This is a genomic window from Halobacterium sp. GSL-19, from assembly GCF_016917855.1.
Lineage (GTDB): Archaea > Halobacteriota > Halobacteria > Halobacteriales > Halobacteriaceae > Halobacterium > Halobacterium salinarum.
On record NZ_CP070377.1, the window covers coordinates 159,929 to 174,528 of the forward strand.

At 70.0% G+C, this 14,600-nt stretch carries 17 protein-coding genes; 11 read left to right on the top strand and 6 right to left on the bottom strand.

The features are described from left to right. The first annotated feature begins 47 nt into the window (after nucleotides 1-47). The 6 genes from JT689_RS02490 (at nucleotide 48) to JT689_RS02515 (ending at nucleotide 6,111) form a co-directional block, all read left to right on the top strand. Nucleotides 48-1,250: an MFS transporter gene (locus JT689_RS02490; RefSeq protein WP_012289129.1), complete on the top strand. Its 1,203-nt coding sequence runs from the start codon at nucleotides 48-50 to the stop codon at nucleotides 1,248-1,250. 27 nt (nucleotides 1,251-1,277) lie between these two features. Then, nucleotides 1,278-2,372 carry a glycosyl transferase family 2 gene (locus tag JT689_RS02495; protein WP_205251421.1) on the top strand — a complete coding sequence of 365 codons (1,095 nt, stop codon included), beginning with the start codon at nucleotides 1,278-1,280 and terminating at the stop codon, nucleotides 2,370-2,372. Nucleotides 2,373-2,399: 27 nt separating this feature from the next. Then, complete coding sequence (locus JT689_RS02500; RefSeq protein ID WP_205251422.1) at nucleotides 2,400-2,867, top strand: hypothetical protein; 468 nt, start codon at nucleotides 2,400-2,402, stop codon at nucleotides 2,865-2,867. Between the two features lie 55 nt (nucleotides 2,868-2,922). Continuing rightward, nucleotides 2,923-3,528, top strand: coding sequence for a CoA pyrophosphatase (locus JT689_RS02505; RefSeq protein ID WP_205251423.1), 606 nt, complete (start codon nucleotides 2,923-2,925; stop codon nucleotides 3,526-3,528). A 38-nt stretch (nucleotides 3,529-3,566) separates the two neighbouring features. Beyond that, the gene (locus tag JT689_RS02510; protein WP_205251424.1) at nucleotides 3,567-5,192 is read left to right on the top strand and encodes an FAD-dependent oxidoreductase; all 1,626 of its coding nucleotides are present in this window, start codon (nucleotides 3,567-3,569) and stop codon (nucleotides 5,190-5,192) included. A gap of 118 nt (nucleotides 5,193-5,310) precedes the next feature. Then, a complete protein-coding gene (locus JT689_RS02515; protein ID WP_136361672.1) occupies nucleotides 5,311-6,111 on the top strand; it encodes an LLM class flavin-dependent oxidoreductase in 801 nt (266 codons plus the stop codon). On the opposite strand, the gene JT689_RS02520 is transcribed toward JT689_RS02515, so the two are convergent. After that, nucleotides 6,098-6,268, bottom strand: a complete 171-nt coding sequence (locus tag JT689_RS02520; protein ID WP_157849916.1) for a hypothetical protein — start codon at nucleotides 6,266-6,268, stop codon at nucleotides 6,098-6,100. The two genes, JT689_RS02515 and JT689_RS02520, sit on opposite strands and share 14 nt — an antisense overlap. 116 nt (nucleotides 6,269-6,384) lie before the next feature. Between JT689_RS02520 and JT689_RS02525 the strand changes: the two genes are divergently transcribed. Next, the gene (locus JT689_RS02525) at nucleotides 6,385-7,506 is read left to right on the top strand and encodes an FAD-binding oxidoreductase (RefSeq protein ID WP_205251425.1); all 1,122 of its coding nucleotides are present in this window, start codon (nucleotides 6,385-6,387) and stop codon (nucleotides 7,504-7,506) included. Between the two features lies 1 nt (nucleotide 7,507). Here the strand turns inward: JT689_RS02525 and JT689_RS02530 are convergent, their stop codons facing one another. Both JT689_RS02530 and JT689_RS02535 read right to left on the bottom strand, forming a co-directional pair. Beyond that, on the bottom strand, nucleotides 7,508-7,942 hold the full coding sequence (locus JT689_RS02530; protein ID WP_010902163.1) for an Hsp20/alpha crystallin family protein: 435 nt from the start codon (nucleotides 7,940-7,942) through the stop codon (nucleotides 7,508-7,510). Further along, nucleotides 7,939-8,097 (bottom strand): hypothetical protein, encoded by a 159-nt coding sequence (locus JT689_RS02535; protein ID WP_010902164.1) that lies wholly within the window; start codon nucleotides 8,095-8,097, stop codon nucleotides 7,939-7,941. The genes JT689_RS02530 and JT689_RS02535 overlap by 4 nt, the downstream gene beginning before the upstream one ends. Before the next feature lie 92 nt (nucleotides 8,098-8,189). On the opposite strand from JT689_RS02535, the gene JT689_RS02540 reads away from it, so the two are divergent. From JT689_RS02540 to JT689_RS02555, 4 genes are all read left to right on the top strand, one after another. Continuing rightward, nucleotides 8,190-9,017 carry a DUF429 domain-containing protein gene (locus JT689_RS02540; RefSeq protein ID WP_205251426.1) on the top strand — a complete coding sequence of 276 codons (828 nt, stop codon included), beginning with the start codon at nucleotides 8,190-8,192 and terminating at the stop codon, nucleotides 9,015-9,017. Between the two features lie 35 nt (nucleotides 9,018-9,052). Beyond that, entirely contained in the window at nucleotides 9,053-10,747 is a 1,695-nt protein-coding gene (locus JT689_RS02545; RefSeq protein ID WP_136361084.1) for a radical SAM protein, read from the top strand. A 222-nt stretch (nucleotides 10,748-10,969) separates the two neighbouring features. Next, nucleotides 10,970-11,359 carry an IS200/IS605-like element ISH22 family transposase gene (gene tnpA / locus JT689_RS02550; RefSeq protein WP_205251427.1) on the top strand — a complete coding sequence of 130 codons (390 nt, stop codon included), beginning with the start codon at nucleotides 10,970-10,972 and terminating at the stop codon, nucleotides 11,357-11,359. Nucleotide 11,360: 1 nt separating this feature from the next. Beyond that, complete coding sequence (locus JT689_RS02555; protein ID WP_010902167.1) at nucleotides 11,361-12,515, top strand: RNA-guided endonuclease TnpB family protein; 1,155 nt, start codon at nucleotides 11,361-11,363, stop codon at nucleotides 12,513-12,515. A 52-nt stretch (nucleotides 12,516-12,567) separates the two neighbouring features. Here the strand turns inward: JT689_RS02555 and JT689_RS02560 are convergent, their stop codons facing one another. The 3 genes from JT689_RS02560 to JT689_RS02570 all read right to left on the bottom strand — a co-directional run bounded on the left by JT689_RS02560 (nucleotide 12,568) and on the right by JT689_RS02570 (nucleotide 14,563). Then, a complete protein-coding gene (locus JT689_RS02560) occupies nucleotides 12,568-12,996 on the bottom strand; it encodes a TRAM domain-containing protein (RefSeq protein WP_010902168.1) in 429 nt (142 codons plus the stop codon). A 76-nt stretch (nucleotides 12,997-13,072) separates the two neighbouring features. Continuing rightward, the gene (locus JT689_RS02565; RefSeq protein WP_010902169.1) at nucleotides 13,073-13,735 is read right to left on the bottom strand and encodes a YkgJ family cysteine cluster protein; all 663 of its coding nucleotides are present in this window, start codon (nucleotides 13,733-13,735) and stop codon (nucleotides 13,073-13,075) included. A gap of 45 nt (nucleotides 13,736-13,780) precedes the next feature. Beyond that, nucleotides 13,781-14,563 (bottom strand): MBL fold metallo-hydrolase, encoded by a 783-nt coding sequence (locus tag JT689_RS02570; protein WP_205251428.1) that lies wholly within the window; start codon nucleotides 14,561-14,563, stop codon nucleotides 13,781-13,783. Nucleotides 14,564-14,600: the final 37 nt, after the last annotated feature.

Here is a 14,600-nt window from a genome sequence, read left to right on the forward strand (position 1 = left end):
GTCGCCGGAACCCGAAGGGTTGTTGCTGCCCGCCGAGAAGCCGCCGTGTGGCCCCATCCAGCGACAGCGGCGCGCGTCGGCTCCCCCTGTTCGGCTCGCTGTGCGCGCTCGTCTTCCTCGTGAACTTCGGCCGGGTCGTGTTCGCGCCCCTCGTGGTGCCGCTCCAGGAGTTCTTCGTCGGGACGAGCAACGCCGCAGTCGGGCTGGTGGCGACGCTGGCGTGGCTGGGCAGCGCGCTCCCCCGGCTCCCGGCCGGCTACCTCCTCACGCGAGTCGCCCGCCATCGGGTCGTCCTCGGGACTGGCGGCCTGCTCACTGTCGCCTCGGGGGGGATGACGCTTGCGCCGACGATCGAGCTGGTGATGGTCGGCGCGCTGTTCGTCGGGCTGGCGTCGGGCGTCTACTTCGTCGCCGCGAGCCCCCTCGTGAGTGAGCTGTTCCCCGATCGCGTCGGTCGCGTCATCGGCATCCACGGCACGGCCTCGCAGCTCGCGGCCGCGGTCGCGCCGCTGCTGGTCGTCCGCGTGCTGCTCGTCCGCTACACGTGGCGTGCGCCGTTCTACCTGCTGTCGGCGGCCGCCGCCGTCGTCACGGTCGTGTTGTACGTCACCGCCGAGCGCGCCGACCTGCCCGACGCCGCTGGAGCCGACCGCGACCTCCTCGGGTCCGTCCGCCGCCAGTACCGCATCGTCGCGCTCGGCGTCGTCACCGTCGGCATTACCGGCCTCGTCTGGAACGGCTTTTTCAACTTCTACCCGAAATACCTCATCGAGACGAAAGGCGTCACCAAGCGCACCGCCAACCTCCTCCTGACGGTCGTGTTCGCCGCTGGCGTGCCGGCGTTCTGGTACACGGGCCGGCTCGCCGACCGGTTCCGCCACGTCCCGCTGATGCTCGCCATCCTCGGGTCGTTCGTCGTCACGCTGTTCGCGATCACGGTCGTCAACGCCACGCTCGCTGTCGCCGCCGTCTCGCTCTGCCTGGGGTACGCCATCCACAGCCTCTTTCCCGCCATCGACACCTTCCTGCTGGACAGCCTCCCCGACAGCGACCGCGGGTCGGCGTACGCCGGCTACAGCGCGTCGATGATGCTCGTGCAGGCGCTCGGCAGCGTCGTCGTGGGCACGCTTCGCGGGACCGGGTTCGCCTACGACACCATCTTCCGCACCGGCGCCGCCGGCCTGGGCGTACTCGCGGTCTGCCTCGTGGCACTGCAGTGGGCGGGGCGCTTGCCGCAGGGCGCAAGCTAATTCCCCTGCCGCCACTGCCGTCGACGTATGGACTACACCCAGGAGCGCGTGGCGACGCTCCACGACTACGGCGACGCCGACCCGCCCGCCCCGGCAGGCCGTGCCGCGGTCGTCGTCCCGATGACCGACCGCGAGTACGCCAGCCTCGCGACCGAGCGCGTCTTCTCGGAGCTTGAGCGCGTCGACCCCGCAGCCGTCGTCGTGCCGTTGCGCGCGCCCGCAGAGCGCGTGCCGGCGTTCCGAGAGTGGCTGGCCGGCTTCGACCTCGATCTCACCCTGCTGTGGTGCGACGGCCCCCGGGTCGAGGGACTGCTCGCCGACGCCGGTCTCGACGGCCCCCGAGGCAAGGGGCGTGACGTCTGGCTGGCGCTGGGCGTCGCGGCCCGCCACGACTTCGTCGTGCTCCACGACGCGGACACGGACACCTACGAGGCCCGGGACGTCAACAAGCTGCTGTTCCCGCTCGCCGACGGCTTCGAGTTCTCGAAGGGCTACTACGCTCGCGTGGAGAACGACCGGCTGTACGGGCGGTTGTTCCGGCTGTTCTACACGCCGCTGGTGGCGGCGCTTGAGGACACCCACGACCACGACGTGCTCGATTTCCTCGGGTCGTTCCGGTACGCGCTGGCCGGCGAGTGTGGGCTCACCAGCGAGGCTGCGCGCGGACTGCGGGTGCAACGCGAGTGGGGCCTGGAGGTCGGCACCCTCGGCGAGGCGTTCCGGCTGGCGGGCGCGGCCGGCGTCGCACAGGTCGACCTGGGGCGGTACGAGCACGACCACCGCGCGGTCTCCGGCCCGACGGGGCTCTCGGAGATGAGCCGGGGGGTTGGCGCGGCGCTGCTGCGCGCCGTCGCGGACACCGGCGTCGACATCGCCTACGACACCGTCCGGGAGCGCTACCGCGAGCACGCCACCCGCCTCGTGGACGCCTACAGCGCCGACGCCGCGTTCAACGATCTCAGCTACGACGCCGAGCGCGAGCGCGACCAGATCACGACGTACGCACAGGCGGTACAGCCGCCCGGCGCTGACACCCGACTGCCCGCGTGGTCGACGGTCTCGCTCACCCCCGGCGACGTGGCGGCGGCGGCGCGGGCCGACGCCGCCGACACCGAAGAGTGACCCGTCTTCGGGCAGCCACCGTGACACATGGACGGTGACGCACTGGCCGGCATCGTGGCGTTGTTCGGCGGCCTCACGCGGGCCGAACTCAGCACTGCGGTCCGCGAGCACGCGGGCCGGCACGGCGACGGAACCGAACACCCGGACGACGCCATCGACGCGGCACAGAACGCCTACGAACTGCTCGCGGTCGCCCACGACGGAACGACAGTGCTGGTCCCCGGGCCGACAGCGTTTCCCGAGCCGCCTGCGGGAGCCGAGGACCTGCCACACATCTTGGCGGACACCGAGCGCCGCACGGTCCCCGCAGCCGCCCGCGCCGACGCCGTCCGCCAGCGCCTCACCGCGGCGGCCGCCGACGCCGACCCGGGCAGCGAGCACGCCCGCAGGCTCGTCGACGTCACGTACGACGCCGAAGCCTGGGTGGCCGTTGATCTGTCCGGCGTCCGGAACACCCTCACCGACCACACCGGTGGCCCCTCCGAGGACGCCTGAACCGGCCGCCGCCGCGGGCGCGTGAGTTAAGTTCGTCGCAGCCGTGGCGTCGACCATGGACCTCTCCGGGGTGGCTGCACACCGGCCGGTCCGGGTCACCGACCAGGACCGCGCCGCCGCCGTGCTCGTGCCGGTCGTCGACGCCGCCGACGGGGCGGCGCTCGTGTTCACGAAGCGCGCCGCCGACCTCAGCGACCACCCGGGTCAGATGAGCTTCCCGGGCGGCGGCTGCGAACCCCGCGACCCCGACTGCCGCAGCACCGCCGCCCGCGAGGCCAACGAGGAGATCGGCCTGGGCCGCGACGAGGTCGCGTTCGCCGGCCAACTGGACGACATCGCCACCATCACCGAGTACGCGGTGACGCCGTTCGTCGGCCGGGTCCCGGACCGCCAGTTCGACCCCGACGAGCGCGAAGTCGATGAGGTCGCCGTGCTGTCGGTTTCGGCGCTGACCGACCCGTCGAACTACGACCTCGAAAAACGCATCCACCCCGAGTACGGGACGGCGTTGGTGCATTTCTTCCACGTTGATGGATACACCGTCTGGGGGGCAACGGCGCGCATCCTCGTGCAGTTCCTCGATCTCGCCGCGGGCTGGACGCCCCCGGACCGCGACCCGACGGTCGTGGAGCTGGACCCCGACTACCCGGAGACCTCGTGAGGGGTAGCCTGAAGTCCGGGTAGGCCCACTAGACGGCCATGACAGCGTCCCAGCGCGTGGCCGTGCTTGGTGGTGGCATCGCAGGACTGACCGCGGCCCAGGAGCTCGCCGAGCGCGGCCTCGACGTGACCGTCTACGAGGCCAACGACCGCCTCGGCGGGAAAGCGCGCTCGATACCCGTCGACGGCTCCGACGGCCTGCTCGGCGAGCACGGCTTCCGGTTCTTCCCGGCGTACTACACGAACGTCGTGAAGACGATGGCGCGCATCCCGGACGGCACCGGCGGCTCCGTCGCCGACCACCTGGTGTCGACCAGCGAAACCCTGATCGCGAGCGCCGACGGTGACGGCGCGGTGGCGTCCACGGAGTCCCCCGACACCCCCCGCGAGTGGGTGTCCGCCATCCAGCCCCAGATCGCCGGCGGGGAGGTCCCCCGGCGGGAACTCGCGCATTTCGTCTCCCGGCTGGCGGTGCTGTTGACCAGCTGTGAGGACCGCCGCGAGCAGGCGTTCGAACACCAGTCGTGGTGGGAGTTCATCGACGCCGACGCGATGTCGCCGGCGTACCGGAAACACCTCGCGCAGTCCACGCAGGCGCTGGTGGCGCTTCGCCCCGAGATCGGCAGCGCGCGCACCGTCGGCACCATCTACCTGCAGTTGCTGTTCGGCCAGCTCGACCCGGGCGCGCCAGCCGAGCGCGTCCTCGACGGCCCCACCAGCGAGGTGTGGCTCGATCACTGGCACGACTACCTCGACGCCCAAGGCGTCGACGTCCGCCTCGACAGCCCCGTGACCGAACTCCACAGCGACGGCCACCGCGTCACCGGGGCTGTGATCGACGGCGAGTCAGTGACCGCCGACCACTACGTGGCCGCGCTCCCCGTGGACGTGCTGCCCGCCCTCCTCACGCCCGCGCTACGGCGCGCCGCCCCCTCGCTGCGCGGCGTCGACCGCATCCGAACGGCGTGGATGAACGGCGTCCAGTTCTACCTCGACCGGGACATCCCCATCGTCAACGGGCACGCCGTCTACGCCGACTCGCCGTGGGCGATCACGTCGGTGAGCCAGCGCCAGTTCTGGACCGACCACGACCTCGGCGCGCGCTCTGACGGCGACGTGCAGGGCGTGGTGTCGGTCATCGCCTCCGACTGGGACACGCCCGGCGTGCTCTACGACAAGCCCGGCCGGGAGTGCACCCGCGAGGAAGCCGTCGCGGAGATCTGGGCGCAACTCCAGGCCCACCTCGGCGCGGACACGCTGCCCGACGAGGCCCGCGTCGCGCACTTCCTGGACCCCGAGCTCGCCGAAACCGACGACGGGCTGCGCAACGACGCCCCGCTCGTGATCAACACCGTCGGCAGCCTCCAACACCGCCCGCGGCCGGACACGGACGCGCCGAACCTCGCGGTCGCCGGCGACTACGCCCGCGTCGAGACGGATCTCGCGACGATGGAAGCCGCCAACGAGGCGGGGCGGCGCGCCGCCAACGCGGTGCTCGACGCCGCCGGCGCGGCAGCGCCCCGCGTGGACGTCTGGGGGTTGTCCGAGCCACGCGCGTTCGACCCCCTGAAACGCCAGGACCGCATGCGGTTCAAGCTCGGGCTGCCCCATCCCGGCGAGGTGGGCCACGACGCCTGGGCGTTCGCGCGCACACTCCGTCCCTGACAGCAACCCTTTTGCCCGCGGGCGTGGTACGGCGGGTATGGTCGCAGAGACGATGGATCGAGTTCCGGCACTGTTCTAGTACTACACTCTGTCTCGCGGCCGGGGGTGGGTCGTCGTGCTGAGTTCCAGCAGCGACGCCCACGCCGCGGTCGCCGGCATTGACGCAGTCGCAGTGAAACCCGCCGAACACGACTGGCGGCGCATCACCGACCTCGTGGCGGGGGTCAGCACCGTCACCGTCGACTACGAGGGCCACGCCCACATGCCCGACCTCGACGCGCTCGCCGCGTGCGTCGACGACGGCCGCGCCATCCGCGTGACGACGCCCGTCCGGGTCGACGGCTTCGACCCACTGGGCGACGACTCGTTGGCCGCCGACATGCCCCCCGAGCTCGGCCGGGTTCTGGTCGCCGGCCACGGCGCATACCTCTCCGACGACGCCGCCGAGCGCGCCGTCGCGCCCCGCCTCGGTGCCGCCGTCGACGCCCTCGATGGCGACCCCTGGGTGGGCACCGAGGGCGTCGAGCGCGCCGCCCTGGCGACCGGGGGGACGCAGTTCGAACTCCTCTCCCGGGGCACCCAGCGCGACCTCGACGGCCTGCGCGCCGCGGGCTTCGACGGCGACATCGCGGTGTACGCGCCCACCGTGCTGACCGACGACGAGGACGCCATTCTGGACGCGGTCGGAGCGTACACCGCCCGCCGGGGGCCGGTGCGGCGCGCGCTCCCCGAGGACGCCGCCACCGACGCCACCGCCACCGGCCGCGCTCGCGAGGTGTTGTCGGCGGCCGTCCGGGACTTCGCGCTGGTGGGGGACTCGGAGACGGTCCGCGAGCGCGTCGCCGGACTGCGCGCGGCGGGCGCCGACCACGTGGTCGCGTACCCAGCCCGCGGACTCGACGCCTTCACTCGCGCGTGACCACGTACGTGCGGCCGCCACGGCGCTCGATGTAGGTGTGCTCGGTGCGGTGGGTGGCCGCGTACGCTGCGACACCGGCGGTCGTCATCGCCGACACCTCGACGCGGCGGCCGCTGGTCGCTGCCTCCGGGCGTGCGTGGCGCGTCTGGACTGGCATGCTCGTGGATGCAGCCCCGACATGCTTCAACCTCAGCCGTCCACGGTGAAAGTGAAACCGCCGGCCGGGTTGCCGCCTCCCCGACAGTTATCGGGGTCGGGTGTCCACCCGCGAGTATGACACGCACCGACGCTGCGTCGGATCGCCGCGTCGCCGTGATCGGAGCCGGCGCAGTCGGGTTGACGGCTGCCCACGACCTCGCCGAGCGCGGCGTCGATGTGACCGTCTACGAGCGCGACACCGTCGCCGCCGCAAGCACCGGGCGCGCGGCCGGCATCTGCTACGACGCGTTCGCCGACGCCGTCGACGCCCGCGTGGCGGCCCGCGCCATCGAGCGGTTCCGCGAGCTCTCCGGCCACGGTGCGTTCACCGTCGCGGAGACGCCGTACGTCTGGTTCGCCACCGAACCCGGCGCGACCGCCGACGCCATCCGCGAGCAGGTGGCCGCCATGCAGCGCCACGGGCGCGCGGTCGAGCACGCCGACGCCGACGCGCTCGCGGCGGCGGTCCCCGCGCTCCACACCACGGACATCGTCGCGGCCGCGATCGCGCGGGACGCCGCGGTCGTGGACACGACCGCGTACGCCCGCCTGATCGCCGACCGCGCACGCGACCGCGGTGTCGAGATCCGCACACACGAACCGGCCAGCGTCGCCACCGATCCGGTTCGAGTCAACGACACCGCGTACGACGACGTGGTGGTCGCGGCCGGCGCGCACACCGCCCGCGTGCTCGCCGACGCCGGCGTCCCGGTGCCGCTGAAACCCTACCGTGTGCAGGCGCTGACCGCCGATGCGCCCGCCGCAGAGCTGCCGACGGTCTACGACGCCACGGCCGGCTACTACGTCCGCCCCCACCCAGAGGGTGTGCTCGCCGGCGACGGCACCGAACCGGTCGAGGCCGACCCCGACGACTACGGCCGGGACGGCGACGACTGGTTCGTCGACGCGATGGACGACCGGCTCCGGGATCGGTTCCCCGGCTACGAGCCCGCCGTCGAGCGCTCGTGGGCGGGCCTCTGCACCGCCACACCCGACCGCGACCCGCTGCTCGGCGAGCTCCGCGACGGCCTCTACGTCGCCGCCGGCTGGCAGGGCCACGGGTTCATGCGCGCCCCCGCGACCGGAGCGGCGCTCGCCGACGACGTCCTGGGCGGCGACGGCGTTCCCGCGTTCGACCCGACGCGCTTCGACGGCACCGAACAGTTCGCCATCGCCGAAGGCATGGTCGTCGAGTGACCTACGCCGACTCGTCGTCGCTGTCGTCGGTCGCCGTGACGTGGATGTCCGCCTCGGCGGTGCCGTGTTTCGGCAGGAACACGTGCAGCGTGCCGTCCTCGTTCAGCTCCGCGCGCCCCGCGTCGGCGTTCACCACGGCGTTCGCGGGCAGCGTCGCGTGCCCCTCCAGGGTGAGCCCGCGCCCCGGGAACACCACCTCGAAGTCCGCGTCGAACTCGCGGAACCGATCCACCCGAACGTGGACGCTGTCGCCCTCGTAGGTCACGTCGATGTCGCTTGCGTCCGCGCCGGGCGTATCGAACACCAGCAGGTACTCGTCGTCGCTCTCCAGCACGTCGACGGGCAGCGGCGCGTTCTCCTGGACCCGGCCGGCGGCGCGCCCCGCCCGCTCTAAGAGCCCGGCGCCCACGCAGTCCGCGAACTCCCGACCGTTCATAGCTGGATCTCCGCGAGCTCCTCGGTCGTCCCACAGTACGGACACGAGAAATCCGACACCCCGACGCTGTCAGGCATGTCGTACGTGTAGTGTAACTCGAACATGTCCATCTCGCAGTCGCCGTTGTCGCAGCGAACCTCCAACGTAGCGGGCATGCCTCCACGTTGGGCGGTCGAAGCCAAAAAGGGGATGGCTGCGGCGGCTCCGGCCCACAACAGCTACGCCGCGCCAGCCCGAAGCGGGCGCTGTGGCTGCCCACACCTGCTACGGCGTGGATTTCAGCGGCGCCGCGACCGCGGGCCGAACCATCTGGGTGACCAGCGCGCACGCCGACGCCGGCACGCTCCGCGTCCGGGACTGCGCGCGCGCCGATGACTTCCTGGCCGCCCACTACGACGGCCCCCCGACGACCGACCGGGCGCCGACGCTGGCCGCGCTCGTCTCGTTCATCCGCAGCCATCCCGACGCCGTCTTCGGCCTCGATTTCCCGTTTGCGGTTCCGCGTGCCATCGCCACCGACGCCCTCGGCGCGACCACCCACCGGGCGGTCGTCGCCGCGGTCGCCGCCCACGACGACGGGGACGACTTCGCCGCGACGTGCGTCGAGTGGGCGACCGCCAACGCCGACGGCGCGACCTACCTGCGGCGGGCGACCGACCGCGAACACGACGCCCTCTCCCCGTACCACTTCTTCGTCGCACACCAGACCTACCACGGCATCGCCAGCGTGCTTGCGCCGCTTGACGATGCTGCCCGGATCGTTCCGTTCGACCCGCCCGCCGCCGGCGGTCCGGTGGTCGCGGAAACGTATCCGGCGGGCGTGCTGGACGCGCGTGGCCTCCCCCGAACGGAGTACAAGGGCACCGGGCAGGCCCACACACAGCGCCGCGTGCGCATCCTCGACGGTCTCGCCGACCAGTCCAGCGTGGCGGTCCCGGACGCCATCCGGGCGACCTACCGCGACGACACCGGCGGCGACGCCCTCGACAGCCTGCTGGCGGCGCTGGGTGTCTCCGGGTGCCGCGACGCCTGGGGCCACGAGCCGTCCTCACTGACCGGCCACATCTACGTGTAGTCACGTTCTTACGGATCGACACCGAACCCCGGTGTATGATCGCCCCCGAGGACCTCGACGTGACGCTCGTGGACGGCTACGTCGACGAGCCGGCCCACTTCGGGGTGCCGCCGTACATCTCGACGTACCCCCGGTACACCGCCGGCGCGCTCGTCGACGCGGGCGTCGACCCCGCCAACGTCACCTACCACACCATCGACGAACTCCGCGGCGACACCGCCAAGTTCAACGACGTTGCCGACGCCGACCTGTTCGTCTACGTGGGCGGGATGACCGTGCCCGGCAAGTACGTCGGCGGAACGCCCGCCGAACCCGACGAAGTCCGCGAGCTGGCGTGGCTGGCCGACGGCACGAGCGTGATGGGCGGCCCCGTCCGGTTCGGCGTCGGCGAGGAGAACGCCGGCGCACAGGAGATGGAGCGCTCGGACCTGGATTTCGACTTCCTCGCGATGGCGGACATCGAGGCGGCCGCCTACGACCTCGTGGACAACGGACTGGAGGGGTTCGAGGACCGCTACCGGGACAACCAGGAGATCAACCGCTGGGCCGCGAAGGGCGCGTTCGTCGTCGAACAACACCCCAACTACCCCGAATACCTCATCTGCGAGATGGAGACCTCGCGGGGCTGTGCGTACCGGTGCTCGTTTTGCACCGAGCCGATGTACGGCGACCCCTCGTTCCGGTCGGCGGACGCCGTCGTCACGGAGGTCGGCGAACTCTACGCCCACGGCGCCCGGCATTTCCGGCTCGGCAGGCAGGCCGACATTCTCGCGTTCGGCGGCGACGGCGAGGCACCCAACCCGGACGCGCTCCGCGACCTCTACGGCGGCATCCGAGAGGTCGCCCCCGAGTTGGGGACGCTGCACCTCGACAACATGAACCCGGTGACGATCGTGGACTACCCCGAGAAATCACGGGACGCGATCCGCGTTATCGCCGAGCACAACACGCCCGGCGACACCGCGGCCTTCGGCCTGGAGTCCGCGGACCCGCTGGTCCAAGAGGAGAACCACCTCCTGGTGAGCGCCGAGGAATGCCTGGAGGCGGTCCGCATCGTCAACGAGGTGGGCGGGTGGCGGCCCGGCGAATCCCCCGCCGACGCGCCGTCGTGGGGCGAGGGGTCGCCCGACCGGCTCCCGAAGCTGCTGCCGGGCATCAACCTCCTCCACGGCCTCACCGGCGAGCGCGCCGAAACCTTCGAGCACAACAAGCAGTTCCTCCACTCCCTGCTCGACGAGGGGCTGATGGTGCGGCGCATCAACATCCGGCAGGTCATGGCCTTCGAGGGCACCGAGATGGCCGACACCGGCGTCGACCTCGCGCAGAACCACAAACAGCTGTTCAAACAGTACAAGACCGACGTGCGCGAGACCATCGACAACGCGATGCTCCAGCGCGTCGTCCCGCCGGGCACGGTGCTGAAAGACGTCACCCTCGAATACCACCAGGACGGCAAGACGTTCGGCCGCCAGCTCGGCACGTACTCGCTGCTGGTCGCGATCCCGGGCGAGCGCGAACTCGGACAGACCATCGACGTCGCCATCACGGACCACGGCTACCGCTCCGTCACGGGCGTCCCGCACCCGCTCGACCTGAACGACGCGTCGATGGACGAACTCACTGCGATCCCCGGCATCGGCTCCAGCACTGCCGGCGACATCCTGGTCGCCCGCCCACACGACTCCGCGCCGACCGTTGCCGACGCGGACCTCGCGAAGTTCACGCAGTAGGCGAGCGCCACCGCGTCAGCCCGGAGAATACGACCCACAGGACGGACGACTCGGGTCGTCGTACGCGTGGCTCCGACACAGTGACAGCGGTAGCAAGGCGAAAGCCCACCCGTTTACGGGTGGGATGAAGCCGACAACTGGGAATCTATACACGCCCGTAGCCACGGCTGGGGTTGGATGTTTGCGTAATATCTTTAGGTGAAGCTATTCTATATACTGACGATGCCTCGTGGGTTCGACAGGGAACGTACCAACGTCGATAAACTCCAGTACCACTTCATCTGGTGTCCGAAGTACCGCAAATCGGTACTAACGGGCGAGGTACGCGACCGGCTCGAAGAACTCATCAAGGAGAAAGCCGACGAACTCGGTGTAGAGATACTGGAGTTGGCGATTCGACCCGACCACGTACACCTGTTCATCACGGGCGATCCAACGCTCGCTCCGAACAAGATCATGCAACAGATCAAGGGCTACTCCTCGCGCCACCTGCGTGATGAGTTCGACTTCGGCTTGCCGTCACTGTGGACGCGCTCGTATTTCGTATCAAGTGCGGGTGACGTGTCCAGCGAGGTCATCGAGGAGTACATCGACGCCCAAGCAGGTGAGTAGTATGCAGCGGAACGTCTCAACCACGGTGCGGGTCAAACTCCACTCGCTGACCAACAGGAAAGCCGACCTTCTCGCCCGCGAGTACGAGGCGTTCCAGACTGAGGTTCACGACGGAGACGCCGACCTCTACTCTGCGACCGACCAGCAGGCGTCGAAAGTTCAGCGACAAAAAGACCCGAATCCCGGCACTGAACAGCCTGTCGTTCTCCGCAACGACGTGTTCGACGTGTCTCACGACGAGGACACTGTTCTCTCGTCGTGGTGGGTCAACGTCCCCGTCTACGATCCCGAACGGGGACGGGGGAACTCAATTTGGTGTCCTGCCCACATCCCCCGGAAGGACGAACAACTCGTCCGTGAGGGCGATGTTCGGGACAGCGAGTTAGTGCGCCGTGACGGTGACTGGTATGTCCATCTCGTCGTCAAACGGTCTGTGACCGTGGCCGACGAGTACGACGACGTACTGGCTATCGACATGGGCGCACGATGGGTCGCCACCTGCGCGTTCCTCTCCGACCGCACAACCACGTTCTACGGCGAGGAAGTTCGCCGCATCCGCGAACACTACAAACAACTGCGGAAGTCTATCGGGAAGGCGAAACCCCGACAAGGACAGCAGGTGGTCGAGCGTATCGGTGACGCCGAGGCACGGAAAGTGGACGACCGGCTCCACAAGATTGCTCGGCAAATCGTAGAGGATGCCGAGGAGCGGAACGCGGTTATCGTCGTGGGCGACCTCGGTGGGATTCGCAAGGACAACGACAAGGGGCGGTACGTCAACGACAAGACCCACAAGATGCCGTTCGCCCGCCTGCTCAACTGTATCGAGTACAAGGCCCACGACGCGGGTATCGACGTGCAGCTGGTCAACGAGTACGACACGTCGAAGACGTGCAACCGCTGTGCCTGCGAGGGAGTCCGAGCAACGCAGGGACGCTTCGAGTGTCCCGAGTGCGGACTGGATGATAACGCAGACAAGAACGGTGCGCTGAACATCGGCAAACGAGCCTTGGGCAAGTTCTCGAAACCGCTGTCCGAGGCGGGGGCTGTACTGGCACAGCCCGAAACGCAGGTCATCGTCCACCGTGACGACGAACCTGCGAACCTCTCCGTTTCCGTGGATTCAACCCCCAGTGGGGGAACCCCACGGCTTTAGCCGTGGGAGGATGTCAGACGCGGATGTCGAGAGGGACGCGTGGCGTCCGCGGTCAGTACTCCTCGTCGATGATCTCGCCGACCGCGAAGTTCGACTTCACTTCCGTCACTTCGACTTTGACGCGCTCGCCGATCTCGGCGTCCGGCACGATGATGACGTATCCGCGCTCGACGCGCGCGATCCCGTCGCCTTGCTTGCCGATGTCCTCGATCTCGACGTAGCGGATCTCACCCTCCTCGACCGGCGGCTGGGGTTCCGACGACGCCCCAGTCGACGTCGAGGATGACGACGACGACGCCGAAGACGTCGTCGAGGTGTTGTCCGCGTCGCCATGGCGTTCGATGAGCGCGACACGGTAGACGTCGCCCGGATCGACGGATCCCGTCTCGATCTCGCTTTTGGGCACTTCAACCACGTACTCGTCGTCTTTGACCGTTACCTCGGCGTTGAACAGACAGAGCAGTTCGTCAGATATCTCCAATGTCGAATACCTCCATCGGTGTGTCACCCCCTCGCCACTTAGTCGTTGTCACAGCGACGGCGACGCACGGGGGTGTTCAGTTGGGGTACGCCGACCCGTCCGGCCGTTTTGCGCCCTCCGAATCGTGCACCACCGTCGCGCCGGGCTCCGGGTTCGCCGGCGCGTACGCCTCCCGCACGTCGATTGCCTCCTCGAGCTCGCGGATCGCACGCGCTTTGAGCGCGCCGGCGAGCTCTTCGGCGTCCGCCCGCGAGATGTCGCGGCCAAGCCCCTCACACTCGTGTGCGCGCACCATCCCCGCCTCGTCGACGGCCTCGCCCATGGGCTGGCTCGTTCCGCCGAGGGCCACGCTGAACGGGTACGTCTGGCAGATGAGCGGGCGGCTGCCGTGCACCGAACACGCGCCGGTGCCGTCGTCGTCCTCCCGGTAGAACGTGCAGTCGCCACAGGAGTCCGCCTGCAGCGCCCACTCGAAGGTTTCACCCGCGCCGTCCTCGTCGAGGCCGTACGGCATCGGGCGCGCGACGTCCCGCCAGTCGCGGTCCGTTTCAGCACCGGCGGCGGCCTGCACGTCTCGGACTTCGTCGGGGAAGACGGTCGCCGTGTGGGGGTCGTCGGCCTCGCTCTTGCAGCACGCCCCACACCGCGTGCATTCGAAGCCGATGGTCTCGATGGCGTCCGCCAGCGTGGCCACGTCGAGTTCGCGTGCGCGCTCCAGTTCGGCTTCGAGGTCCTGCATGCTCGCGTCCAGGGCACCGACGCGCAAAAGTCACGCGCCCGCGGCTCACGCAGGCTGGTGGGTCGCGCGGGACCCGTTCCAGTCGATGCGCTGCTCGCGGGCGAGCTTGTCGAGGTGCGCGCGCACGGTCTGCCCGGCGAGGTCGCGGACGCCCGCCAGGTCCTTGTCGTAGGCCGCATCGAGGATGGCGTCGACCGTCTCACAGCCCGCGGCGACCGCGTCGAGGACGCGGCGCTCGCGGTCGCGGCGGTGTGCGTACAGCGCGTGCAGGCGATCGGCCGGCTGCTCGATCGTGGGGCCGTGTCCGGGCTGGAGTCGGGGCGGCGCGCCGGCTGCGAGCCGGCGCAGGGACGCGAGATACGCGCGCATGTCGCCGTCGACGGCACCCACGAAGACGCTGCTGTCGGCGAACACGAGGTCCCCGCTGATGGCGTTGCACTCGCCGTCCACGGTGGCGAGCACCGCCACGTGGTCGGGAGCGTGGCCCGGGGTGTCCGTGACGGTGAGCGCCGTGTCGCCAATCGTGTCCCCCGGGCGGAACACGCGGTCGGGTGCCACGCCGGTTTCGCGCTCGAAGCGCGCTGTGAACGCGGCGTGCGCCCACACGGTGGCGTCGGTCGCGGCCGCGTACGCGTCCACGGCACCGACGTGGTCGGGGTGGGCGTGCGTAACGACGATGTGATCCACTCCCCGCGAGACGGCTGCATCGAGGGCGGCCGTCCGCCCGGCGGGGTCGACGAGCACGCGGGCCTGGCCGTCTACGAGGTACGCGTTGGTCGTGCCGTGGGGTGCACGAGTGGCACCGTCTACTGGGTACCGCTCGATCATGCTCGCGTTCACGGGCGGCAGCGAGGAAAACCCTGGG

Coding starts and splice junctions, on each gene's coding strand:
- JT689_RS02495 (WP_205251421.1), top strand. CDS start 1,278: ATGGACTACACCCAGGAGCGCGTGGCGACGCTCCACGACTACGGCGAC.
- JT689_RS02500 (WP_205251422.1), top strand. CDS start 2,400: ATGGACGGTGACGCACTGGCCGGCATCGTGGCGTTGTTCGGCGGCCTC.
- JT689_RS02505 (WP_205251423.1), top strand. CDS start 2,923: ATGGACCTCTCCGGGGTGGCTGCACACCGGCCGGTCCGGGTCACCGAC.
- JT689_RS02510 (WP_205251424.1), top strand. CDS start 3,567: ATGACAGCGTCCCAGCGCGTGGCCGTGCTTGGTGGTGGCATCGCAGGA.
- JT689_RS02520 (WP_157849916.1), bottom strand. CDS start 6,268: ATGCCAGTCCAGACGCGCCACGCACGCCCGGAGGCAGCGACCAGCGGC.
- JT689_RS02525 (WP_205251425.1), top strand. CDS start 6,385: ATGACACGCACCGACGCTGCGTCGGATCGCCGCGTCGCCGTGATCGGA.
- JT689_RS02530 (WP_010902163.1), bottom strand. CDS start 7,942: ATGAACGGTCGGGAGTTCGCGGACTGCGTGGGCGCCGGGCTCTTAGAG.
- JT689_RS02535 (WP_010902164.1), bottom strand. CDS start 8,097: ATGCCCGCTACGTTGGAGGTTCGCTGCGACAACGGCGACTGCGAGATG.
- JT689_RS02545 (WP_136361084.1), top strand. CDS start 9,053: ATGATCGCCCCCGAGGACCTCGACGTGACGCTCGTGGACGGCTACGTC.
- tnpA (WP_205251427.1), top strand. CDS start 10,970: ATGCCTCGTGGGTTCGACAGGGAACGTACCAACGTCGATAAACTCCAG.
- JT689_RS02555 (WP_010902167.1), top strand. CDS start 11,361: ATGCAGCGGAACGTCTCAACCACGGTGCGGGTCAAACTCCACTCGCTG.
- JT689_RS02565 (WP_010902169.1), bottom strand. CDS start 13,735: ATGCAGGACCTCGAAGCCGAACTGGAGCGCGCACGCGAACTCGACGTG.
- JT689_RS02570 (WP_205251428.1), bottom strand. CDS start 14,563: ATGATCGAGCGGTACCCAGTAGACGGTGCCACTCGTGCACCCCACGGC.